Raw genomic sequence first — 22,652 nt, 5'->3', positions numbered from 1 at the left:
ACTACTCCCATGCGCCGCCGTCTGCTTCGGGCAACCGGCTGTGCGCACTACAGTTGTTTACGACGCGCCGCAAGGCGCGCGCATGATTACCGGGGTTCTTCGGGGTGCTCCAGATGCTGGTGATGCAGAATTCGCCACAACGGCAGTCCGCCAGATTGCTGGGGCAATAGATCCGCCCCCAGGCATGGCTGCCGCCAACTTCCACGCGCCAGCCGCATTCTTCGGCAAGGCGCAGCGCTGCCTCTACCTCTTTCTTGGGATGGGACGGACGAGCCATCATTGGTATCCAGTATGAAGACATTCAAACAGGTTGTCAATGGACAACCTGACCACAGCTTCAGGGATGCCAACAGCGCCGGATGTCGTGGATGGACAGCGTCCTCCGTGGCCGCCGGCCCTGAAAACCGACGTTGCAGCTTATCGAGGGCACTCGCGGGAACCAAGGCTGAGTCCGTCTGAGAAACGGACGAAAGGACTGGAATGGCTTGCGGGTTCTACCATTGCGGCCCATCTTCGGGCCGCGCGCTCACCAGAGGATGATCTGCGAACAACGGAACAGCGACAGCTTGCGGCCGCTTGCGTCGACCACGGTCGCCGACCAGATCTGGGTGGTGCGGCCCATGTGTTCCGCCACCGCCTCGACGGTCAGCACGCCTTCCCGCGCGGTGCCCAGGAAGTTCGATTTCAGCTCCAGCGTGGTGAAGCCCTTGGCCCCTGCGGGCAGATGCGCCAGGGTGGCGTAGCCGGCGCAGGTATCGGCCAGCATCACCTGCGAGGCTGCGTGCAGATAACCATTGGGCGCCATCATCCACGGCGCCACCGTCATTTCCATGGACATGCGTCCTTCCTCGATGGACAGCGGCCGCACGCCGAAGGTGTCCGGCAGCGTGCCGCGCTGGCGTTCGAAGAGACTTTCTATGGTTTCGGGGGAGCGCAGCATTGAATGTGTCCTCTGTACAGGTTGTCGAGAATCAGGAAGGTACTACCGCCGGCGCTTGCCCGCCATCAGCGCGGCGCATCCGAGCGCCATGCACGCGAAGAACAAGCCCAACTGCCACGCGCTCGGGCCAAGGCCCCCGTTAAGGCAAAGGCCGCATCGCGGCCAAGGGAAATGAAGGCATGCGTGCGCATGGTTCGATGAGGTCCGACTGTCGATCGGGTTCAGGGCCGTTCCAGCACCGTGGCGATGCCCTGGCCGCCGCCTATGCATTGCGTGGCCAGCGCATAGCGCCCTTGGCTGCGCGCCAGCAACGCCGCAGCCTTGCCGGTGATGCGCGCGCCCGTGGCGCCCAAAGGATGGCCGATGGCCAGGCCGCCTCCGTCGATGTTGACCCGGGCCATGTCCAGGCCCAGCTCACGGACGCAAGCCAGGGCCTGCGACGAGAACGCCTCATTTATCTCCACCACGTCCAGGTCGGCCGCCGCAAGCCCCGCGCGCGCCAGCGCCTTGCGCGTGGCAGGTATCGGACCTATGCCCATGACGGCCGGGTCCACGCCCACGGTCGCGAAACTGCGGATGCGCGCCAGCGCCTCCAGGCCGTGGCGCGCCGCGAAGGCATCGCTGGCAACCAGCACCGCCGCCGCGCCGTCGGTCAGCGGCGACGAGGTGCCCGCCGTGACCACGCCATCGGCGCGGAACGCGGGCTTGAGTCCCGCCAATGCGTCCAGCGTGGTACCCGGACGGATGCAGCCGTCGGCATCGACCACCTCGCCGTCCGGCAAGCGGATGGGCACGATCTCGGCCGCCAGCAAGCCCTGCTCGCGCGCCGCGGCGGCCTTGCGGTGGGATTGCAGCGCCAGCAGTTCCTGGTCGGCTCGGCTGACGTTCCAACGCTGCGCCACGTTCTCCGCCGTCTCGCCCATGGAGAGGTAGGCGTCGCTGGTCGCCTGCAGCTCGGGGTTGGGCGAAAAGTTGAAGCCGCCCTGCGGCACCATCGTCATCGACTCCACCCCCACGCAAAGAAAGGCCTCGCCCATGCCGGCCTCGATCTGCGCCGCCGCGATGTGCACCGCCTGCATCGACGAACCGCAGAAGCGGTTCACGGTCATGCCGCCCACCTCCAGGGGCAGGCCGGCCAACAGGCCGACGATGCGCGCCAGATTGTTGCCTTGCGCGGCTTCCGGATAGGCGCAGCCCAGTATCACGTCCTCCAGCAACGCCGGATCCAGGTCCGTGCGCCGCAGCAGGCCCTGTACCACCTGCGCGGCCAAGGTATCGGGCCGCAAGCCGGCCAACCGGCCCTTGCGGGCAAAGTGGAAAGGCGAGCGCGCATAAGCGGCTATGACTGCTTTCATGGTTTCAGCTTCCCAGGAGCAGGCTCAGACCGCGGCCGCGTAGCGCTGCGCAACGGTACTGCTGGACAGGTGCCCCGCCATGGCCAGGCGCGCGGCTTCATAGGCGTCCCATTCCTCGCCAGCGTGCAGCGAGGGGATGGAGACCTTCTCGCCGCGCGCGAAGCCCAGCAAGGCGGCATCGACCAGGTCTTCGGCGCGCATCACGATGCGCTGGTCCAATGTTTCCACCGGCCGCCCGCCGATGGCCCAGAAGTCCGTGGCCGTGGCGCCGGGCAGCACCGCCTGCACCTGCACGCCGGTCCCGGCCAGCTCGTGTTGCAGCGACTGGCTGAACGCCAGCACGAACGCCTTGCTGCCGCCATAGACGCCGTTCAGGACTTCGGGCGCAAGCGCCACGACGGAAGCGATATTGATGATGGCGCCCCGGCCTCGCGCGACGAAGCCCGGCACCGCCGCATAGGTCAGCCGCATCGGCGCGGTGACGTTCAGATCGACCATGCGCGTCATCTGCTCCACGTCGCTTTGCAGCAGCGGCGTATGCGTGCCGATGCCGGCGTTGTTCACCAGCAAGGCAATGCTGGCGTCCTGGCGCAGCTGGTCTTCGACGCGGGCCAGCGACGCGCGGTCGCCCAGGTCCGCCGCCAATACCTCCACCGCGCGGCCGCTGCGGGTGCTGATGTCGCTGGCCAGCGTGTTCAGACGCTCGCGGTTGCGGGCGACCAGGATCAGGTCGTAGCCCTGCTGCGCCAATTTTTCCGCGTACAGCGCGCCGATGCCGCTGGATGCGCCCGTGACGAGGGCGGTGCCGGGTTGGGTTTGTGCCATGTTGGGACTCACAAAGAGGGGTTGCGATGGGAGCCATGTTGCGGCTTGCAGCGCATGGCGTAAATGACGTATATAGTCGTAAATAAGGACATCAACGCTGGACATATGCGGGGCCAGAACCCGCCAGGACGCCCCCATGCACCGCATCGGTTACATACTTCCCGAAGGCTTCCAAATCATCGGCCTGGGCACGCAGGCCGTATTCGAACTCGCCAACGCGGTGGCGCGCGAGCCCTTCTACGCCGTGGAAAGCTACGCCCTGGACGGCGCGGTGCGCGCCTCGGCGGGCCTGACGGTGCAGGCCCGTCCGCTCACCGCCCGCAGCCAGGCCGACACCTGGTTGGTGGCCGGCGTGCTTTCGCCCCTGTCCAGGCGCGTCTCGCCCGAACTCCCCCGGCTGCTGGAGAAACTCGCGCCACGCTCGCGCCGCGTCGCCGGCCTGTGCACCGGCGCGTTCCTGCTGGCCGAAGCGGGCTTGCTGGACGAGCGGCGCGCCACCACGCACTGGTACTGGGCCGACGCCTTGCAGCAGCGCCACCCCCGCGCGCAGGTCGAGGCCGACCGCATCTACATCGCCGACGGGGCGGTCTGGACCTCCGCCGGCATGACGGCGGAAATGGACCTGGCCTTGGCGCTGGTGGAGAAGGACCTGGGCGCGGAACTCGCGCGCGCGGTGGCGCACCGGCTGGTGATGCATCAGCGCCGCTCGGGCGGACAGTCGCAGCATTCGGAAATGCTCAGGCTCGCGCCCAAGTCCGACCGCATCCAGCAAGCGCTGGAACATGCCCGGCGCAACCTCGCCCGTCCCTTGAGCGTGGAGGATCTGGCCCAGGCCGCCAGCCTGAGCCCGCGCCAGTTCAGCCGTGTATTCACGGCCGAAACCGGCCAGTCGCCCGCCAAGGCCATCGAGGGGCTGCGACTGGAAGCCGCCCGGCTGATGATAGAAAGCAGCCGGCATCCGCTGGAAGTGGTGGCCAGGGAAACCGGTTTTCGCGACCGCCGCCACTTGCGCGAGGCTTTTCTGCGCGGCTTCGGCATGCCGCCGCAGGCGGTGCGGCGGGATGCGCGCACCAGCCCTCCCGGCCCCTGATCGGCGCGGGATACGCCGCGGCCCCGGCCTGCGGTCCAGTACAATTCGCGTTTGGCGACGTTGTGCTCGCCCATTTATCTGGACCAAAGATGTTGCGACTGTCTGAAATCAAGCTGCCGTTGAATCACACGCCCGAAGAATTGCCTGCCGCGATTCTCAAGAAACTGGGTGTAGCGGCCAGCGATCTGCGCGGCTACACCGTTGCCTCCCGCAGCTATGACGCGCGCAAGAAGCACAACATCCTGCTGATCTACACGCTGGACGTCGACGTCGAAAACGAAGCGGCGCTGCTCAAGCGCTATCACGACGACCGCAACGTCAAGCCCACTCCCGACACCGAATACAAGTTCGTCGCCCAGGCGCCCGCCAACCTGAGCAAGCGCCCCATAGTCATCGGCACCGGCCCCTGTGGGCTGTTCGCCGGGCTGGTCCTGGCGCAGATGGGCTTCAAGCCCATCATCCTGGAACGCGGCAAGGCCGTGCGCGAACGGACCAAGGACACCTGGGGCCTGTGGCGCAAGCGCATCCTGAACCCCGATTCGAACGTGCAATTCGGCGAAGGCGGCGCCGGCACCTTCTCCGACGGCAAGCTGTACAGCCAGATCAAGGACCCCAAGCACTACGGCGAAAAAGTGCTCAAGGAATTCGTCCTGGCCGGCGCGCCCGAAGAAATCCTGTACGTGAGCAAGCCGCACATCGGCACGTTCCGCCTGGTCGGCATGGTGGAAGTCATGCGCGACACCATCACCAAGCTGGGCGGCGAAGTCCGCTTCTCCAGCAGGGTCGAAACGCTGCATCGGGAAAACGGCCGCGTCACCGGCGTGACCCTGGCCGGCGGCGAGCACATCGAGGCCGACCACGTCGTGCTGGCCATCGGCCACAGCGCGCGCGACACCTTCCAGATGCTGCACGACCAGGGCGTGTTCATGGAAGCCAAGCCCTTCTCGATCGGCTTCCGGATCGAACATCCGCAGTCGCTGATCGACCGCGCCCGCTTCGGCCCCAACGCCGGCCACCCCATCCTGGGCGCGGCGGATTACAAGCTGGTGCATCATGCCAGCAACGGACGCTCGGTCTACAGCTTCTGCATGTGCCCTGGTGGCACCGTGGTGGCTGCCACGTCCGAACCCGACCGTGTCGTCACCAACGGCATGAGCCAGTACTCGCGCAACGAGCGCAACGCCAACGCGGGCATCGTGGTCGGAATTTCGCCCGAGGTCGATTACCCCGAACATGTGCTGGCGGGCGTGGATTTCCAGCGCAAATGGGAATCCCAGGCGTTCGAGCTGGGCGGCCGCAATTACAGCGCACCAGGCCAACTGGTCGGCGATTTCATCGCCGGCCGGGCCTCGACCGAATTCGGCTCCGTGCAGCCCTCATATACGCCGGGCGTGCACCTGACCGACCTGGCCGCCGCGCTGCCCGAATTCGCGATCAGCGCCATCCGCGAAGCGCTCCCCGTCTTCGACAAGACCATCAAGGGTTTCGGCATGCACGACGCCGTGCTCACCGGCGTCGAAACCCGCACCTCGTCGCCCATCCGCATCAAGCGCGACAACGAGACTCTGCAAAGCCTCAATACCCAAGGCCTGTTCCCGGCTGGCGAAGGCGCGGGCTATGCCGGCGGAATCCTCTCGGCGGGCGTGGACGGCATCAAGATCGCCGAGGCGGTGGCCTTGAGCATCATGAGCCGATAGGGGTAAGCGTGCCGGGCCCGGCACGGGCCCGCGAAATGCGCCTGCTGAACCCCGCCGCTTGACCTTCCCATCGTGTCAAGCTTGAAACTGACGCCATCGTATTGCCCCGACTGCCTCATGCAGCGCAGCGGGCCAGGCGCATTTTCGAAAAGGGTTCCGCCATGCAGCAAGCAACGCTCACGCCTCGCCAGGCACGCCTGTCGTATTTCTGCGCCTTCGCGTTCATCGCTGCAATGGTCGCGGCCGCCGCCGTCTGGAACGATCGCGAGATCGTGCTGCCCGAGATCGCCGCCATGGCAATCGCCTTGTGGGTCTACCGCGAGCCCGGTTGGATGCGCCATCCCGAGAAGATCTTTCTTTGGCCCACGGCAACGGCCTTGATGGGCTTCGGCATCAACCTGCTGGCCATACCCTATACCGCCAAACTGGCGCTCGTCCTGGCAGCGATGCTGCTGTTCTTCCTGCTGCTGCGCTACAGTCTGGCGCCTGCGCTGGCCACGGGCTTTTTGCCGGTGGTGACCAACGCCACCGAGCCGTCATTCATTGCCGCCATTGTGATCAGCACCCTGCTACTGATGCTGGGCGTGATGCTGGGACGGCTGCGCGCCAGCACGGATCGCACCGCTTCCATCCAGCCCAGGCTGATGGCTGCCTATGCCGCCATCAGCCTGGCCGGAATCGGCATCGCCGCGCTCGCCGGCAATACGCACCTGGCCGTACTGCCGCCAGTGGCCGTGGTGGTGTACGAGTCCCTGCACATGAAGATGTACTCGTGGCGCATGCTGTTCAAGCAGACTGCGATGCTGACCCTGTCGGCCGCTGTCGGCGTGGCGCTCTATCTGGCGGTCGAGGACTGGATGACGGTGGTCCTGCTGGACCTGGCGCTGATGTGGCTGCTGCTGCGCCTGTTCGAGATGCGCATGCCCGCCGTATACGCGTTTCCGCTGTTGGCCTATGTCTTCCCGCGGGACGCGCTGCCGCAACTGCCCGCGGCGGCGCTGCTGGTTTCCTTGTTTTCCCTGACCTTGGTTATGGCCTATCGCAAGCTGCAAAAGCCGGCCATGGCGCTGGAGCGTCAGCCCCAATAGCGCCAAAGCCCTTGCGGCTCACAGGCCTGGGGCATGGCCCAGGCCTGGCACGGCGGGTAGTTGACCCTAGCCGCCACTTTGCGGCTTGGCGCCCGGCGTCGGCACCCTGCCCGCCCGCATCTCGGTCGTCGTCACCCCGCCGAAACCCCAGTTGTCCGTGTCGATTTCCTCGATCACGACGTGCGTCCACTCCGGCGGCTTGTGCAGCACGCGTTCGAGCGTCTCGGTGACTTCGCGGATGACCTGCGCTTTCTGCTCGGCGGTAACGCCATCGCGGGTAATGCGGATACTGACGAACGGCATGACTTTCTCCTGGTTGAAGTGCCTGTGCCCGTCGCCACGCCGGAGGTCGTTCTCAATCCAGCTTGGGATCAGGAAACGGCAGCTTATCCTGGGAAACGCTGGGCTGCGCTTTCCACTTGCCGTCCTGCTTGTAGAAATCCATCTGGTTCTCGCTGACCGCAGCCCCCAGGGTCACCGCGACCGTGCAGGCGACCTGGCCCGGATAGGTGGCGTCCACCGCAGGGATGCAGGTTCCAAGCTTGACCTTGGACGGCCGCGGCATGCCCGTGTCCGCCAGCATGTCGACGATCGCATCCGTGGCTTCGGGAATGGAAGGCAGGACCAGATCCTGGGCCCGGGCCATGCCGCCCATTCCCAACAATGCAACCATCGATGCCACGGAAATCAAGGGCTTGAACATGCGCCAGCTCCATCAGAATTGAGACTCGCGGAGCTTAAAGGAAGCGCCCCTTTGTCACCGTAACAGAGCGCTACGCGACTATTCCTAAGGCAGCATCTGAGGGTTGTAGACCACTTCCCACAAATGCCCGTCCGGATCCATGAAGTAGCCCGCGTAACCGCCATAGAAGGTATCGCCTGCCGCTTTGACCACGGTGGCGCCCGCGCCATTAGCCTGCTGCATCACCGCGTCCACCTCACTTTTGGAACGCACGTTGTGTCCCAAGGTGAATTCAAGAGAGCCGCCCGGCCGCAACGCAATGCCCGTGTCGGCAGCCATGCTCGCGCGCGGCCACACGGCAAGTTTCACGCCATTCTGCAAGTCGAAGAACGCGACCGCGCCGTGTTCGAACTCCTTGCCGATGATGCCCTCGGTCGACAGCCCCAGCCCATCGCGATAGAAAGCCACCGATTTTTCCAGATCATCGACGCCCAGCGTGATGACCGTGATTCTTGGTTCCATGAGCTGCTCCGAAAGTGAGTCCGACTGCCAGAATAGCGCGCGCGGGAATGCGCGGGCCGCAACGCCGGGCGCGAAGCAACGCCTCTCAGTAATCCCTCGCCTCGTCGAACCAGCGCTGCGCCTGCTCTTCGCTTACGCCCAACCGTTCGACCAGGGCAAGCTGGCTGAACTGCCACACCGCCTCGCCGATGTCTTCGCGCTCCATGGTCTCGATGCCCTTCATGCCATTGAAGTGGCTGGCGAAGGCAGAGATTGCGACTTGGACCTCAGCGGGATTGCTGGCGCTTTCCAGCGCCGCCTGCGCCTTGTCATAAGCGGTGTTCGCCGACTTCGCCATGCGGCTGCTCCAGCCCGAGAATGGTCGGCCGTATTCGCTCTGCCACCACTCCTGCTTGCGCAGCTTGGAGACGGAGCTGTAGCCGCCCCAAGCGCGGACCTTCGCCCTCGCCGTCATCTGTGCCTTCAATCGCTTGCCCGCCGCTTCGTCGACGTTGAAGGCGATGAACCTGTCCAGCAGAGGCCAACTGGCCAGTTCCGGCAACCCGACCAGATCGGGCGTGTAGCGGATCTCCAGACTCGTCAGGCGCGACAACCGGGCCAGCGCCCCCCAGTCGCTGAAGCTGCCCCAAAGCGACAGGCTCTCCAACTGCGGAAAGCGCTCGATCCCTTGCAGTGATATGGCTTGTCCCAGCGGCGCGCCGTGCAACGTCAGCGCAGTCACGTTATGGAGCGGACCGAGGTCGGGCAAGGCATATGGAGCTCCGACGGCCCGGCGTCCCAGCGCAGGCTGCAGCGACAGCATGTCGGGCAGCGGCCCCGCCACGGTAATGCGCGTCGGGTCGCCAAACAGCCCCAGGTTGCGGACCTGGGGCAGTCTGGCGGCTAGATGCCCTGACACCGCGTCCAGCCGGATATGCAGCGTCTGGATTCTTGCCGCGCCGGCGTCGATGGCGCGCCTGTCCGAAAATGCCGGCGCCCAGCTGAACTGCTCGATCTCGCGGCCTTGCGACCAGCCGAAGAAGCCGCTGTCGTTGCCGTAATAATCGATGTGGCGCGGCCATGCCGAGCCGGCAGGCGTGGAGAATGGATCGAACACCGCCCAGTTGATGGCGTCTTCGCCAGCCACGTGCAGATCGGCCTTCTTGCCCATGCTGGCCGGACCGATGATCAGGTTGCCGCGGCCTGCTTCCCTTGCGAAGACATGGCTGCCCGGCGCGATCAGACTCACCTGATACTGCCCTGCTTCGCTCACCGAGCCCGCCGGCTCGCCGGACACGTCTGTGGGTACGGACACGCTACTCTCCTTTTGCTCGGCGGGATCCGCTTGTCGCCATCCCGTCCATTCATTGACGTCTACGCAGGCTCGCCATCCACCCGGAAGAACAGCGCAGTCTGCCCGTTCAGGCCCGCATCCAGGAACTCGAACTCGACGCGCCTGCCGGGTTCGACCACGTCGCCCAGGTATTCGACCCGATACATCACGCCGCCGATGCGGTAATTGTGGACCAGCGAGACAATCGAGGAGTTGGGGCTGCGCAGCCGGTAGACCACGGCCTCTTCGACCACGCCCCGCACGCCGTGCTTGTAGAGCCCCCGCTGCAGCTTGCGGCTGCGCATGCCGAACAGCATCCCCAGGATCGCAAAGATCGCCGCGACGAACAGCAGCGGCGGCAAAAACAGCCCTCCCACCAGCGGCACAAGGGCAAAGATCAGCATGAACTTGCGCGCGTCCAACTCTTCCCTGCGCACGGCCGCACGGTCGGCATCGCTGATTTCCTCGACAGCGACCAGGGACTCCGCGCTCATGGGGTACTCCGCCCGCAACAGCACGGGAGGCGAGTCTGGCTGCAGGGTCAGCAGGTGCAGGCGCACGGGCAGATCCGTCAGGCCCACGGCCGTCGCGGGCCCGTGTCCGCTGCGAGTGTCGCTGGCGATCTCGTTCCAGAACGGCAAGGCGGCCTCCACGCGCTGCTCGCCGAATCCGTAGCACACGCCCGGCGTCGAGAAACCCGGACCAAACGACGTCAGCCGGCCTGAAACGATCTGCTTGGCCAGCCGTCCCTTCAGCGCCCGGTCGAGGCTGCGCCAGCTTCGCGGAATGCGCAGCAGCTTGCGCCCGAAAAACACCGCCAGCGCTCCCATCACCGCAATGCCCGCCAGCAGTACCGCGCCTCCGCCGACATCCAGCGCGCGCCACTCGGACAGACCGAGCACGACAAAGGTCAACACGGAAAGCGCCAGCAGCAGCACCACGAAGACGCCGAACACGGCCATCAACCGTCTGCCGCGGGAGCATCTGCGCAGCAGCAGAATGTCGTCCTCGGTGAGCGGAGCATCTTCTATTTGCAGGGTCTGCTTCATGCGTTGATCGCCGCCTCCCGGACTCAATAGGTTCCGATGGGAACCTCGATCTTCAGCGGCGCGCCGCCCTTGGCCGGACGCAGGCTATACGTGTACACGCCGCCATCGCCATCAGCGAGCGCCGAATCCTTGCGCTCCACGGCATAGCGCTGCCCGTCGATCTCCAGCGTGCGGGCGGCGACGGCGCCGGCATGGTCAGGCACCAGCAGCCCGCCCACACCGTCTCCCGCATCGGCGAACTCGTAGTCGCGCAACTCCCCATCAACCCGCAGCAACTGCACCCGCGGCCGGTAAGGCGCCGCGTCCAGGTTCCAGCCATTGGTCAGGTCGGTGATCCAGGGGCCCGGAATGTCATAGACGCTGCCCAGTTGCTCTTCCGACACCTCGGGCCCTTCCACGACCAGGCAGCACACCACCTTCCCTGCGCGGGAGTCGTACACCGCCCAGTTGCTGCCGATGGCCGCCACGCCGGGCAACATCGAAAAATGAAATTGCCGGTTGAACTGGCTGTCCGACACCTGGCGCCAGCCTCCAATATTGGGCGCTGGCGCAGGCGATTGCGCCTGGCTGGCCATTGCCATGAGGACGCCTGCGGCCAGGGCGCCGGCTCGGAGCAATAAACGTATCATCTCGGTGCCTGTCGTGGGCTTGTGGGGATCATCGGACTGGAGCCTTGCGCCGGCATAGTACCAGTGCCGGCGTTGCCGCCATGGCATGCGCGCCGCCGGCCTGCCGGCCGCGCGCGAACTTCGCTACTATCGACGCATGGCTCATCTCGTTCCTCCCTCAATCGCCCCCCAGGTCGCAGCGGCCAGCAGCCTCATCGAACGACATCTGGGCGCGGGCCTCGTCGCCATCCACCTGTTCGGTTCCGCCGTGGACGGCGGGCTGCAACCCCATAGCGATATCGACCTGCTCGTCACCGTGACCCAGCCGCCGGACGAAACCGTGCTGCGCGCGCTGGCCACGGCGCTATTGGCGATCTCCGCCCCGCCCGGTTCATCGCCCGACTTGCGCGCGCTCGAAGTCACCGTGCTGGCGCTGGAACACGTCGTGCCTTGGCGCCACCCAGCCAGGCGCGAACTCCAGTTCGGCGAATGGCTGCGAACCGATCTGATGACGGGCGTCGTGGAACCGCCCATGATGGACCACGATCTGGCCATCCTGCTCACCAAGGTCCGTGGCCACAGCACCCCTATCGTCGGCCCTGAGGCCGCCCAGTTGCTCCAGGCCGTCCCCCGCGCAGACCTGAGGCGGGCACTGCTGGACACCGTCGCGCAGTGGAACACGCCCGAGGACTGGGCGGGCGACGAAAAGCACATCATCCTCGCGCTGGCGCGCATCTGGTACACGGCCGTCTCCGGGGGCATCGCCTCCAAGGACCAGGCGGCGGCGTGGCTGCTGGAGAGGTTGGAAGCGCCCTACCGCCCCGTCCTGAGCAAGGCGCGCGCGATCTATCTGGGACTAGAGGAAGACGATCTGGCGCAACGGCACGCTGCCGAAACCGCGGCATTCATTGCCCACGCCCGCGCCGCTATTGAAGGACTGGCCGGCAGCCGATAGCCCTGGAACACATGAACGGCCTGCTTGCCAGCGCGGATGCAGCGGGCAGCCTTTCAGGCATCACGGCTTCAGGTCGATTTCCATGCGCACGAAATCGCCGCGATACGTCACTTCGCCCAGGTAGATGACGCGGCGGTCCGGTCCGGTGAACACGCGCCGGACTTCCGCCACCGGCGCATTCACATTGATGCCCAAATGCCGCGCCACCTCGACATCGGCGGTCGAAATGGTCAGCACCTGGCGGGCAGAGACGATATCCACCGAGGACATCCCCATCAGAATGGGGATGACGGTTTCCTTGCGAAAGCGCGCAGGGTGCTTGGCAAAGATGGCGGCGTCCAGGTAGATGTTGATGACGCAGTACGGCTGCCCATTGCGGGCGTGAATGCGCCGCATGAAGACATACTTGTCCGCCGCGACGCCGTCCGAATCGTTCAGCAATGGCGTGCGCGTGGACTCATCGATATTGAGGATGGTCGGGTGCGTATCCCGATAGACGCTGGACAGGTTCTCGAGCGTGGTCTCGACACGGAACCAGCGGTTGTCCTGGGGTGCGCCCGTCACGAAGGTGCCGCGCCCCCGCTGCGGTGAAAGCAGTCCGTCGCGGGTGAGCCTTTCGATCGCCTGGCGCACCGTGACCTTGGCCACGTGGAACTCCTCGGCCAGCGCGTCCAGCGAGGGCAATTTCTCGCCGTTCTTCCACACACCCTTCAGGATCCGCTGCCGGAACAGATCCGAAAGTTGAACGTAGAGAGGGGCTTGGGCGGTGTCGAGAATCATGGCGTCAAAGTGTCCGCGACTATATCACGCGCCTGCGGCCGGGCCACGCCGCGCGCGTCTTCCAGGATCAGCGCGGCGCCCTTCTCGCCGATCAGGATCGCGGCGGCGTTTGTGTTTGTCGACACCATGCGGGGCATGACCGAAGCATCGACGACGCGCAAGCGCTCGATCCCGCGCACGCGCAAGCGCGCATCGACCACAGCTCCGTCATCCCCGCCCATGCGGCAGGTGCCGGCGGGATGGAACACCGTGCCTCCCTTGTTGCGCGCGAATTGCTCCAATGCGGCGGCGGTCGTGACATCGTTGCCCGGCAGGTACTCCACGCCGGTCACCAGATCGCGGAACGACGGCTGGGCATAGATGTCGCGCAACATGCGCAAGCCCGCGACCAGGACCTTCGCATCGCGCGGCTCGGTCAGATAGTTCGAGACGATGCGCGGCGATGCCAATGGATCCGTGCCCACGATCTCCACGGTGCCGCGCGAATCGGGCCGGCATTGCGTCGCCGACGCGGAGAAACCGGAAAACCGGTGCAACGGGTCGCCGGGCTTGTCGACCGACAGCGGCATGACATTGAAGAGGATGTCCGCCCGGCCGCCGACCGCGTGCTCGGTCGCCGCCAGTCCCCCCACCTGGCCCGCGCCCACCGTGAGCGGTCCCCTGCCCTTGAAGAGCCACTGCGCTCCCATGCCCGCAAGGCTGAGCGGATTGCGCACCGCGTCGTTGAGCGACATGCGCCGCTTCAGCTTGACGATCACGCGCGCCTGGTAATGGTCCTGCAGGTTGCGGCCGACTTCCGGCGCGTGCGCCGCAACCGCGATGCCGTGCCTGGCAAGCAGCGCCGCATCGCCCACGCCCGAAAGCTGCAGCACCTGGGGCGATTGCAGCGCGCCCGCCGCAAGCACCACCTCGGCATCCGCCATCGCACGCTTCAATTGGCCCTCTTGCACCCACTCCACGCCCAGCGCCCGGCCGCCTTCGATCAGGATGCGCGTGACATGGGCGCCGGTTTCGATCACCAGGTTCGGACGCGACCGGACCGGATACAGGAAGGCGGTCGCGGCGTCGCAGCGCCAACGGCTGCCGAGGGTCAACTGGTAAGGTCCCACCCCTTCCGATTCGGCGCCATTGAAATCGTCATTTCGCCGGCAGCCGGCCTCGACTGCCGCTTCCACCCACGCAGCCGTGTAGGGATGTTCATTGCGCAGATTGGAGACGCGGAGTTCGCCGGAACCCCCGTGGTACTCGGACTCGCCCCCGTCGTAGCGCTCGGATTTCTTGAAATACGGCAGCACGTCCCGATAGGCCCAGCCGGTCGCGCCGAGATCGGCCCAGTCGTCGTAGTCCTCATGTTGCCCGCGGATATACAACAAGCCGTTGATCACGCTAGACCCGCCCAGCGCCTTGCCGCGCGGCCACAGGATGGTGCGATCGCCGGTCTCGGCCTGGGCTTCGACCGGGAACAGCCGGGAGAACCGCGGATCGTAGATGGTCTTGAAGTAGCCCACCGGCAGCTTGAGCCAGAAATTGTGCGCGGCCGCGCCCGCCTCCAGCAGCAGCACGCGCACCGCAGGATCGCGGCTGAGCCGATTGGCCAGCACGCATCCGGCGGAGCCGCCGCCAATGACGATGTAGTCAAAGCCCGTCCCAGCCGGAATGCTCATGCCTTGATCGCCTCCAGATAGGCAGAAGGATCGAAGTAGCGCGATGCCGGAACCGGATTCGGAATGTTCCCGGCCTGCGCGAAGAAGTCGGTCACCTGCTGCAGCCAGCGGGTCACTGAACCGTCTTCGTACTTGGTGCGCCATTCGGCCGTGGAGAAATACTTGGCCTGCTTGAACTGCGCCTTGAACTCGGCCAGCGGCACGTCCTTGTACTGTGTCTTCTGCAGCGTCTCCACCGCGGCATCCGGGGTTTTCACGATGGCGTCGTTGGCCTCGCCCCAGGCGGCGATGAGGCTGCGGATGGCCGGCTTCTGGGCTTCGTAGAAATCGTTCCTGGCCGCCCATCCGCCCATGATCGCCGCCTCCGGATAGAACGCGGAAGCGTCGATCAGCATTCGCGCATTGGACACCTTGGACCGGACGATCGTGTCGAACGGCACCCACAGCGCGACCGCGCTGACCGCGCCGGAGACGAACGAGGTCACGGCGTCGGCCATGCGCTGGTTGACGATCTGCACGTCCTTGCCCGGGTCCAGCTTGGCCGCGCGCAAGGCCCGGTCCAGGAACACATGGGCGGTCGTGCCCGTGGTCGTGGAGATCTGCTTGCCCTTCAGGTCGGCCACGGTCTTGATCGACTCGTCGCGGACCCAGAGTTGGGCAGTGCCGTACTCGATGTCGTTCACGAGAAAGACCTTGCCCTGGCCTCGGGCTGGAAAGTTCGACACAACCGCGCCGGTGGCCAGCACATCCAGGCTGCCGCCTATCATGGCCTGGAAGATTTCCAACCCCGTGGTGAAGACGATGGGCTCCAGTTCCAAACCATGCTTGGCATAGCTGCCCATCTGCAAGCCCAGCCACAAATGGCCGTCGACGGCGGGCGTATGCAGGTAGCCTACGCGCAGTTTCTTGCGCGCCTGGCCTATGGCGGGCGCCGCGATCGCTGCGATGGAAGCGGCCATGCCGGCCTTGAGTAGGGTTCTGCGGTCGAGCTTCATGGTGTCTCCTTGTGGTGGGGCTGCTGACGCAGGCTCAATCGGTCGGCCGGACGGATTGGCGGGCCTGGGCTTCGTACTCGAACATGACCAGCTCCCGGATCTCGCGGCTCAGCTCGACGAAGCGCGGGTCCTCGTGGACCCGCTCCGATCGGGGGTAGCCGAAAGGCACCTCTATCACCTTGCGTACCTTGGAAGGCCTCGCTGTGACCACGACGATCTTCGACGACAGGTAGATGGCCTCTTCCACCGAGTGGGTGATCAGCATCACCGTCTTGCCCTCGGTCTGCAGCACTTCGAGCAGCAGGTCCTGCATGGCGGTCCGGGTCTGCGCGTCCAGCGCGCCAAAGGGCTCGTCCATCAACAGGAACTGGGGCTTGACGGCGTAGGCTCGCGCGATTGCCAGCCGCTGCCGCATACCGCCGGACAGGTGCTTCGGAAAGTGATCGGCGAAATCGCTCAGGCCCATCAGCTTCATGTAGCGCTGGCAGATCTCGGCGCGCTCCCGCGGGCTCGTCTTGTTGGCCGCGAGCTTCATGCCGAACTCGATGTTGCCGCGCACCGTCAGCCACGGGAAGACGCCATATTCCTGGAAGATCACGCCGCGGTCGGGTCCGGGCGCCGTGACAGGCTGCCCATCCAGCGTCACGGAGCCGGAGGTGGGCTGCACGAAGCCGCCGACGATGTTCATCAAGGTCGTCTTGCCGCAACCCGAGGGGCCGATGATGGAAACGAACTCGCCATCCCGGATGTCCAGCGTCACGCCATCCACCACCCTCATGGGGCCTGTGGCCGTGGGAAAGTCCACCGTAACGTTGTCGAACCTGATCCTGACTTCCGGTTCCTGGGAAGGCTTCGGCGTAGCGGTATCCACGCTGCGCAGTTGAGTGCTCATGGTCATGGTCTTGAATGTCCGGGATGGTCTCAGGCGATACGGTCTTGCCACGCGACCAGGCGCCGGCTTGCGGCCCTCAGCGCCAGGTCCATCAGCATGGCGATGAGGCCGATGCAGATGATCCCGACGTAGATCACGTCCAGCTGGAAGAACGAGGAGGCATTCTGGATCAGCGCCCCCAGCCCCTGCTGGGCCGCTATGAGTTCGGACGCCACCAGCGTGGCCCAGGCCACGCCCAGCGCCACCCGGATGGCGGTCAGGATGTGCGGTACGGTCAACGGGACGATGACCTTGATGAAGATCTCCACATCATTGGCGCCCAGCGTCCGTGCGACGCGCACGAAGATCGGGCTGATCTGGGCGATGCCCTCGTACATCACGATGACGCCGGCAAAGAACGAGGCATAGAACAGGATGACGGTCTTGGCCGATTCGCCGATGCCGAAGTAGACGATCACCAGCGGAATCAGCGCGATCGGCGGGAGCGCGCGGAAGAAATTGATGACGGGATCGATGAAGACCCGCAGCCCGCGATACCAGCCCAGGCAAAAACCCACGGGCACTGCCACCAGGATGCCTAGCGCGACTCCGGTGAAAACGCGGCGGGCCGACATCCAGATGTCCAGCCACAGCCGGTCCTTGGAGAGCTCTATGAACTTTTCGACGACCGCGGCGGGCGAAGGCACGAGCGCGGGGCTGACCAGCCCGCTGGCGCGCACCGCCAGCCACAGCAAGAGGATGCATAGCCATGGCGCCGCGATGAGCAGCGGGCGCGAGATAAAGGACGGAAGGCGCATGGTGTGTATAGAGGGTTAGACCTGAGTTGCAATCCGTAAGTGCTAAACATACTATAGACCAGCACTTAATATCTTAATGCCATGACAAACCCTAATACGAATCAAGCCTGGGCCATCGAACCATTCACGCTTGCGCGTATCCAGGCCTACGTCCTGCGATGGCCGGTCAAGCGTCCGGTACAAACCTCGTTCGGCACCATGCATGACCGCCCCGCCCTGCTCGTGCGGGTAGAAGATGCGGACGGCGCGGTCGGCTGGGGAGAGGTCTGGTGCAACTTTCCCGGCTGCGGCGCCGAACACCGCGCCCGCCTGCTTGAAACCGTGGTCGCGCCGCTGGTCGTCGGCCAGTCCTACGCCTCGGCCCAAGCCGCGTTTGCCCACATGAGCGCGCGCACCGCGGTCCTCGCCATCCAGTCGGGCGAACCTGGCCCCATCGCGCAGGTAATCGCCGGCATCGACCTGGCCTTATGGGACATGCTGTCGCGCCGGGCTGGCGCGCCGCTATGGCAATTCCTGGGCGGCGCCTCGGACCTGATCCGCGTCTATGCAAGCGGCATCAACCCTGACCGCCCCGAAGATACGGTGCTCGCAAAACACGCGGAGGGCTATCGCGCCTTCAAGCTCAAGGTGGGCTTTGGCGAGGAGCGGGACCTCGCCAATGTCAGAACGGTGCGCGCCCGGCTGCCCTCGGGCAGCGAGCTCATGCTGGACGCCAATCAGGCCTGGGATCTGCCGGGCGCTCTACACATGAGCAGCCGCTTCAGCGAGTTCGCGCCGCGCTGGCTGGAAGAGCCGCTGCGCGCCGATCGCCCGCTATCGGACTGGGCGCAGTTGGCAGAAAAAACGGATATCCCCCTCGCAGCCGGAGAGAACCTCATCGGTCCAGACGCCTTCGAGGCCATGATCAACAGCAGGACGCTCAAGGTCGTGCAGCCGGACCTGGCCAAATGGGGCGGTATATCCGGCTGCCTGCCCGTGATCGACAGGATTCACGAGGCCGGACTGCGCTATTGCCCGCATTTCCTTGGCGCGGGTGTCGGCCAGCTTGCGTCGGCGCACATTCTGGCGGCGCGGGGACGAGCCGGCGGCATGCTTGAAATCGATGCCAACGAGAACCCGCTGCGCGCGGCTCTCAGTCCGGCATTGGGTGCGATCGTTGAAGGAGAGGCCCAGCTCGGAAACGCGGCGGGGCTGGGCGTACAGCCGGATATCGCGCAATTGCGCGATATCTGCGGTGTGCGTTCATAACATCCCGGAAAGAAGGCCTGCAATTGTCCGGGCTGCGGGGTTCAACAGGGCCTGACGTCAGCCGGCCGTGCTCCTCGCAAGACGCATCTGGAGAAAGTCGAGAAATACCTGGACCTTTTTGGAATGCCTGCGATTCGGTAGATACGCCGCATGGACGCACACACTCTGTTCTTGAGGATTGACCTCGTAGTCCTCGAAGAACCGGCGCAGCCGCCCGGCCCGCACGTCCTCCCGGATCAGCCATTCCGCCAGCAACGCGATGCCCTGCCCATCCAGCACAGCTTCGCGCAGCATGTCCGAGTTGTTGGCGGCCAAACGCCCCTGCACCTCCACGTGCCGCACCTCGTCATCGCCGCGAAGGAACGACCAGCGTTGCGGCCCGGCCTGGTGAGCGAATCGCAGACAGTCGTGCTGTGTCAACTCCTCAGGCGCAGTGGGCGTGCCGTGCCGCTCCAGGTATTCATGGCTGGCCACCACATAGCGCCGGTGCTCGGCCAATTTGCGCACGATCAATTGAGGCTGCAAGTCCGGTGTGCCGATGCGGACAGCGACATCGATCCGCTCCGCCACCAGGTCCACATACGCATCGGATAGCACCAGATCCAGTGACACGCGCGGATTCTCGCGCAGGAAACCCGAGATATAGGGTCCCAGGCACAAGCGCGCGAAGGTCACTGGCAAGGAAACCCGCAAGGGTCCGACCGCGACCGCGCCAACATCCGACACGCTGCCGTCGGCCTCCTCCAGATCCGACACAACCCTGGACACCTGCTCCAGGTAAGTCGCTCCTGCGTCGGTCAACGTTACCCGGCGCGTCGACCGGGTCAGCAGCGCGGTACCGAGAGACGCCTCCAGGGTATCGATCAGCCGCGTGACGGAAGACGTGGCGACCCCCAGGCGCCGCGCGGTTTTGGAGAATCCTCCTGACTCGGCCACATCCAGGAAGACGCGCAAGGCTTGCAGTTTATCCATGGTTATCTTTGCGAAATACGCAATCCTACGTTGCAATATAGACCGATTCATTGATTTTTACGCAAAGACTAATCTGGCGTTCCTCTCAACGCAAGGAGCCACGCCGTGAAATCCCTGTGCATCGGCGATTCTCTCGTCAGCGGTGCGCAACCGCCCGCGGCGTTCCTGCAAGCCCTTCAACAGGCCGCCGTGGCGGCCGCCAACTGAGCCCCTGGAACACACCAACATGCCTTCCACGCAAATTACCGCCGCCGCCAAGGATCAGGATTCAGCCGCCTCCTCGGGGCTGCCACTACGCTTGACCTTCATGCTGGCCGGCAGCGCCGGCCTGTCGGTCGCATCCCTGTACTACAGCCAGCCCATGCTGGGAGTGCTGGCCCCGGACATCGGCGCCTCTCCCCAGTCGGTCGGACTGCTGCCAACACTGACCCAGTTGGGCTATGCCCTGGGCATCCTCTTCCTGGCGCCGTTGGGTGACCGGCATGACCGGCGCAGGATCATCCTCACCAAGGCCGCCATCCTGTTCGCCGCGCTGCTGCTCGCGGCCCTGTCGCCCTCTTTGCCGACGCTGCTGGCCGCCAGCCTGGCCGTCGGCGTGTCCGCAACGATGGCGCAGGACATCGTTCCGGCAGCCGCAACATTGGCGCCAGCCGCGCATCGCGGCAAAATCGTCGGCACGGTGATGACAGGCCTGCTGCTGGGCATCCTGCTGTCCCGGGTAGTCAGCGGCTTCGTTGCCGAGAACTGGGGTTGGCGCGCCATGTTCGCGGCCGCCGCCGCCAGCATCGCGCTCGTAGGCCTGGCCGCAAAGCGCCAGCTCCCGCGCTTCGAAGCCAGCACGCAACTGCCTTACTTCGCGCTGCTGCGATCGCTGGCCGCGCTATGGCGGCAACATTCCGCACTGCGCCGCGCCACTTGGGCCCAAGGCCTGCTGTCTATCGGCTTCAGCGCCTTCTGGTCCACCCTGGCCATCATGCTGCATGACGAGCCCTTCCACCTGGGCGCGGCCGCCGCCGGCGCCTTCGGACTGGCCGGCGCGGCAGGAGCCATGGCCGCTCCCATCGCCGGACGCATCGCCGACCGCCACGGCGCCCCGCTGGTCACCCGTCTGGGTGCAGGCCTGGTCGTCGCGTCCTTCGCCGCCATGGGAGTGGCCCCGCTCATGGCGCCCGGCGCGCAGCTAGGGCTGCTGGTCGCCAGCGCCATCGGATTCGACCTGGGCATACAGGCCGCACTGATCGCGCACCAAACCATCATCTACGGCATCGACGCCAATGCCCGCAGCCGGCTCAACGCGGTACTGTTCACCGGCATGTTCATCGGCATGGCCGTCGGGTCGGCGTTGGCAGCCTTGCTGTATGCACAGTTCGGATGGATGGCGGTGACGGTGCTGGCGACGGTCACGGCGCTGGGAGCATTCTTGGTGCGATTGAGGGGCTGACGGCAGCGCTCTCATCTCCCGACTCAAAGAGAAAGAGGCGCCGAAGCGCCTCTTTCATTCACCGCAAGACAACAGCGGGATCACTCCCACTCGATCGTCGCAGGCGGCTTGCTCGACACGTCATACACAACCCGATTGATGCCGCGCACTTCATTGATGATGCGCGACGACACCCGAGCCAGCAACGGATGCGGCAGCGGCGCCCAATCGGCGGTCATGAAGTCAAACGTCTGCACCGCACGCAGCGCCACGACGTATTCGTAGGTACGCCCATCGCCCATCACGCCCACCGATTTCACCGGCAGGAACACGGCAAACGCTTGCGAGGTCAGCTCGTACCAGGTCAGGCCGCTGGCCTCGTCCTTGGTGTTGCGCAGTTCCTCGATGAAGATCGCGTCGGCGCGGCGCAGCAGTTCGGCGTACTCGTGCTTGACTTCGCCCAGGATGCGCACGCCCAGGCCGGGGCCGGGGAACGGGTGGCGGTAGACCATCTGCGGCGGCAGGCCCAGGGCCACGCCGAGTTCGCGGACTTCGTCCTTGAACAGTTCGCGCAGCGGCTCCAGCAGTTGCAGGTTCAGCGTGTCCGGCAGGCCGCCCACGTTGTGGTGCGACTTGATGGAGGTGGCCTTGCCGGTCTTGGCGCCAGCGGATTCGATGACGTCGGGGTAGATCGTGCCCTGGGCCAGCCACTTGGCGCTCTGCTGCTTGCCGGCTTGTTCCTGGAACACTTCGACGAATTCGCGGCCGATGATCTTGCGCTTGGCTTCGGGGTCGGCCACGCCGGCCAGCTTGCCCATGAACTGGGCGGTGGCGTCGACGTGGATGATCTTCACGCCCATGTTTTCGGCGAAGGTCTGCATGACCTGCTTGCCTTCGTCCAGGCGCAAGAGGCCGTGGTCGACGAATACGCAGGTGAGCTGGTCGCCGATGGCCTTGTGGATCAGCGCCGCGGCCACCGAGGAATCCACGCCGCCGGACAGGCCCAGGATGACTTCGTCCGTGCCGACCTGCTCGCGGATGCGGGCAACGGCTTCGGCCACGTAGTCGGGCATGTTCCAGTCGCCTTCGCAGCCGCAGATCTCGTTCACGAAGCGGGCCAGCATGGCCTTGCCCTGGACGGTGTGCGTGACTTCGGGGTGGAACTGGACGGCGTAGAACTTGCGGTCTTCGTCGGCCATGCCGGCGATGGGGCAGGACGGCGTGGAAGCCATCAGCTTGAAGCCCGGGGGCAGCTCGGTGACCTTGTCGCCGTGGCTCATCCAGACCTTCAGCATGCCGTGGCCTTCGGCGGTGGAAAAGTCTTCCAGGCCTTCCAGCAGCTTGGTGTGGCCGTGGGCGCGGACTTCGGCGTAGCCGAATTCGCGGTGGTCGGAGAAGCTGACCACGCCGCCCAATTGCTGCGCCATGGACTGCATGCCGTAGCAGATGCCCAGGACGGGCACGCCCAGTTCGAACACCGCATGCGGCACGCGCATGGAGCCTTCTTCGTAGGCGGAAGCGTGGCTGCCGGACAGGATGATGCCCTTCAGGCCTTGCGCCATCTGGTCGCGCACGAAGGCGTCGTCGACGTCGCCGGGGTGCACTTCGGAGTAGACGCCGGCTTCGCGGACGCGGCGGGCGATCAGCTGGGTGACTTGCGAACCGTAGTCGAGAATGAGGATGCGCTGGTGCATGGAGACTCTACCGGTAAAGAATAAAACCGCAGTAAATAAAACCGCACCGGCAGAACCGCTGATTCAT

Annotated in this window: 23 protein-coding genes; 6 read left to right on the top strand and 17 right to left on the bottom strand. The window is 65.4% G+C overall.

Going from position 1 to position 22,652, the window contains the following annotated elements; genetic code table 11:
• Position 1: 1 nt before the first annotated feature.
• The 4 genes from IAG39_RS14015 to IAG39_RS14000 all read right to left on the bottom strand — a co-directional run bounded on the left by IAG39_RS14015 (position 2) and on the right by IAG39_RS14000 (position 3,120).
• Positions 2–277 (bottom strand): hypothetical protein, encoded by a 276-nt coding sequence (locus IAG39_RS14015; protein ID WP_118932194.1) that lies wholly within the window; start codon positions 275–277, stop codon positions 2–4.
• A 249-nt stretch (positions 278–526) separates the two neighbouring features.
• Positions 527–940, bottom strand: a complete 414-nt coding sequence (locus tag IAG39_RS14010) for a PaaI family thioesterase (protein ID WP_059373177.1) — start codon at positions 938–940, stop codon at positions 527–529.
• A gap of 221 nt (positions 941–1,161) precedes the next feature.
• On the bottom strand, positions 1,162–2,295 hold the full coding sequence (locus IAG39_RS14005) for a thiolase family protein (RefSeq protein WP_118932177.1): 1,134 nt from the start codon (positions 2,293–2,295) through the stop codon (positions 1,162–1,164).
• Positions 2,296–2,319: 24 nt separating this feature from the next.
• Complete coding sequence (locus IAG39_RS14000) at positions 2,320–3,120, bottom strand: SDR family NAD(P)-dependent oxidoreductase (protein WP_059373181.1); 801 nt, start codon at positions 3,118–3,120, stop codon at positions 2,320–2,322.
• 136 nt (positions 3,121–3,256) lie between these two features.
• Between IAG39_RS14000 and IAG39_RS13995 the strand changes: the two genes are divergently transcribed.
• The 3 genes from IAG39_RS13995 (at position 3,257) to IAG39_RS13985 (ending at position 6,995) form a co-directional block, all read left to right on the top strand.
• Positions 3,257–4,210, top strand: coding sequence for a GlxA family transcriptional regulator (locus IAG39_RS13995; protein WP_118932176.1), 954 nt, complete (start codon positions 3,257–3,259; stop codon positions 4,208–4,210).
• 89 nt (positions 4,211–4,299) lie between these two features.
• Positions 4,300–5,907: an NAD(P)/FAD-dependent oxidoreductase gene (locus IAG39_RS13990; RefSeq protein WP_118932175.1), complete on the top strand. Its 1,608-nt coding sequence runs from the start codon at positions 4,300–4,302 to the stop codon at positions 5,905–5,907.
• 161 nt (positions 5,908–6,068) lie between these two features.
• Positions 6,069–6,995 (top strand): hypothetical protein, encoded by a 927-nt coding sequence (locus IAG39_RS13985; RefSeq protein WP_118932174.1) that lies wholly within the window; start codon positions 6,069–6,071, stop codon positions 6,993–6,995.
• A gap of 66 nt (positions 6,996–7,061) precedes the next feature.
• Here the strand turns inward: IAG39_RS13985 and IAG39_RS13980 are convergent, their stop codons facing one another.
• From IAG39_RS13980 to IAG39_RS13955, 6 genes are all read right to left on the bottom strand, one after another.
• Positions 7,062–7,298 (bottom strand): tautomerase family protein, encoded by a 237-nt coding sequence (locus tag IAG39_RS13980; RefSeq protein ID WP_047351050.1) that lies wholly within the window; start codon positions 7,296–7,298, stop codon positions 7,062–7,064.
• A 52-nt stretch (positions 7,299–7,350) separates the two neighbouring features.
• Positions 7,351–7,698 carry a hypothetical protein gene (locus tag IAG39_RS13975; RefSeq protein WP_052952275.1) on the bottom strand — a complete coding sequence of 116 codons (348 nt, stop codon included), beginning with the start codon at positions 7,696–7,698 and terminating at the stop codon, positions 7,351–7,353.
• Positions 7,699–7,782: 84 nt separating this feature from the next.
• Positions 7,783–8,199, bottom strand: coding sequence for a VOC family protein (locus IAG39_RS13970; RefSeq protein WP_118932173.1), 417 nt, complete (start codon positions 8,197–8,199; stop codon positions 7,783–7,785).
• Positions 8,200–8,284: 85 nt separating this feature from the next.
• Complete coding sequence (locus tag IAG39_RS13965; protein ID WP_118932172.1) at positions 8,285–9,493, bottom strand: hypothetical protein; 1,209 nt, start codon at positions 9,491–9,493, stop codon at positions 8,285–8,287.
• A 59-nt stretch (positions 9,494–9,552) separates the two neighbouring features.
• Complete coding sequence (locus IAG39_RS13960; protein WP_118932171.1) at positions 9,553–10,560, bottom strand: hypothetical protein; 1,008 nt, start codon at positions 10,558–10,560, stop codon at positions 9,553–9,555.
• 23 nt (positions 10,561–10,583) lie between these two features.
• Entirely contained in the window at positions 10,584–11,141 is a 558-nt protein-coding gene (locus tag IAG39_RS13955) for a hypothetical protein (RefSeq protein ID WP_223283252.1), read from the bottom strand.
• Between the two features lie 184 nt (positions 11,142–11,325).
• Here IAG39_RS13955 and IAG39_RS13950 point away from each other — a divergent pair, with 184 nt between their 5' ends.
• Entirely contained in the window at positions 11,326–12,123 is a 798-nt protein-coding gene (locus IAG39_RS13950) for an aminoglycoside adenylyltransferase family protein (RefSeq protein ID WP_118932193.1), read from the top strand.
• A 60-nt stretch (positions 12,124–12,183) separates the two neighbouring features.
• Here the strand turns inward: IAG39_RS13950 and IAG39_RS13945 are convergent, their stop codons facing one another.
• Genes IAG39_RS13945 through IAG39_RS13925 form a run of 5 tightly spaced genes read right to left on the bottom strand, consistent with a single transcriptional unit; the run spans position 12,184 to position 17,251 of the window.
• Positions 12,184–12,903, bottom strand: coding sequence for a GntR family transcriptional regulator (locus IAG39_RS13945; protein WP_118932169.1), 720 nt, complete (start codon positions 12,901–12,903; stop codon positions 12,184–12,186).
• Entirely contained in the window at positions 12,900–14,567 is a 1,668-nt protein-coding gene (locus tag IAG39_RS13940) for a GMC family oxidoreductase (RefSeq protein ID WP_118932168.1), read from the bottom strand. Before IAG39_RS13940 ends, IAG39_RS13945 begins: the two co-directional genes overlap by 4 nt.
• Positions 14,564–15,562, bottom strand: a complete 999-nt coding sequence (locus IAG39_RS13935) for an ABC transporter substrate-binding protein (RefSeq protein ID WP_054456339.1) — start codon at positions 15,560–15,562, stop codon at positions 14,564–14,566. The genes IAG39_RS13940 and IAG39_RS13935 overlap by 4 nt, the downstream gene beginning before the upstream one ends.
• Positions 15,563–15,596: 34 nt before the next feature.
• Positions 15,597–16,454 (bottom strand): ABC transporter ATP-binding protein, encoded by an 858-nt coding sequence (locus tag IAG39_RS13930; RefSeq protein ID WP_118932192.1) that lies wholly within the window; start codon positions 16,452–16,454, stop codon positions 15,597–15,599.
• A gap of 29 nt (positions 16,455–16,483) precedes the next feature.
• A complete protein-coding gene (locus IAG39_RS13925; RefSeq protein WP_059373204.1) occupies positions 16,484–17,251 on the bottom strand; it encodes an ABC transporter permease in 768 nt (255 codons plus the stop codon).
• A gap of 198 nt (positions 17,252–17,449) precedes the next feature.
• Here IAG39_RS13925 and IAG39_RS13920 point away from each other — a divergent pair, with 198 nt between their 5' ends.
• Entirely contained in the window at positions 17,450–18,499 is a 1,050-nt protein-coding gene (locus IAG39_RS13920) for a mandelate racemase/muconate lactonizing enzyme family protein (protein WP_240633226.1), read from the top strand.
• Between the two features lie 57 nt (positions 18,500–18,556).
• Here IAG39_RS13920 and IAG39_RS13915 read toward each other — a convergent pair whose 3' ends face one another.
• Positions 18,557–19,471 (bottom strand): LysR family transcriptional regulator, encoded by a 915-nt coding sequence (locus IAG39_RS13915; protein WP_118932191.1) that lies wholly within the window; start codon positions 19,469–19,471, stop codon positions 18,557–18,559.
• Positions 19,472–19,697: 226 nt separating this feature from the next.
• Between IAG39_RS13915 and IAG39_RS13910 the strand changes: the two genes are divergently transcribed.
• Entirely contained in the window at positions 19,698–20,912 is a 1,215-nt protein-coding gene (locus tag IAG39_RS13910) for an MFS transporter (RefSeq protein ID WP_118932166.1), read from the top strand.
• 80 nt (positions 20,913–20,992) lie between these two features.
• On the opposite strand, the gene guaA is transcribed toward IAG39_RS13910, so the two are convergent.
• A complete protein-coding gene (gene guaA, locus IAG39_RS13905; protein WP_059373213.1) occupies positions 20,993–22,585 on the bottom strand; it encodes a glutamine-hydrolyzing GMP synthase in 1,593 nt (530 codons plus the stop codon).
• Between the last annotated feature and the right edge of the window lie 67 nt (positions 22,586–22,652).

Origin of the sequence: Achromobacter xylosoxidans, assembly GCF_014490035.1 — a bacterium.
GTDB lineage: Bacteria > Pseudomonadota > Gammaproteobacteria > Burkholderiales > Burkholderiaceae_B > Achromobacter > Achromobacter bronchisepticus_A.
The sequence above is the reverse complement of the archived record's forward strand: the minus strand, read 5'-3'. Positions and strand labels throughout refer to the sequence as shown.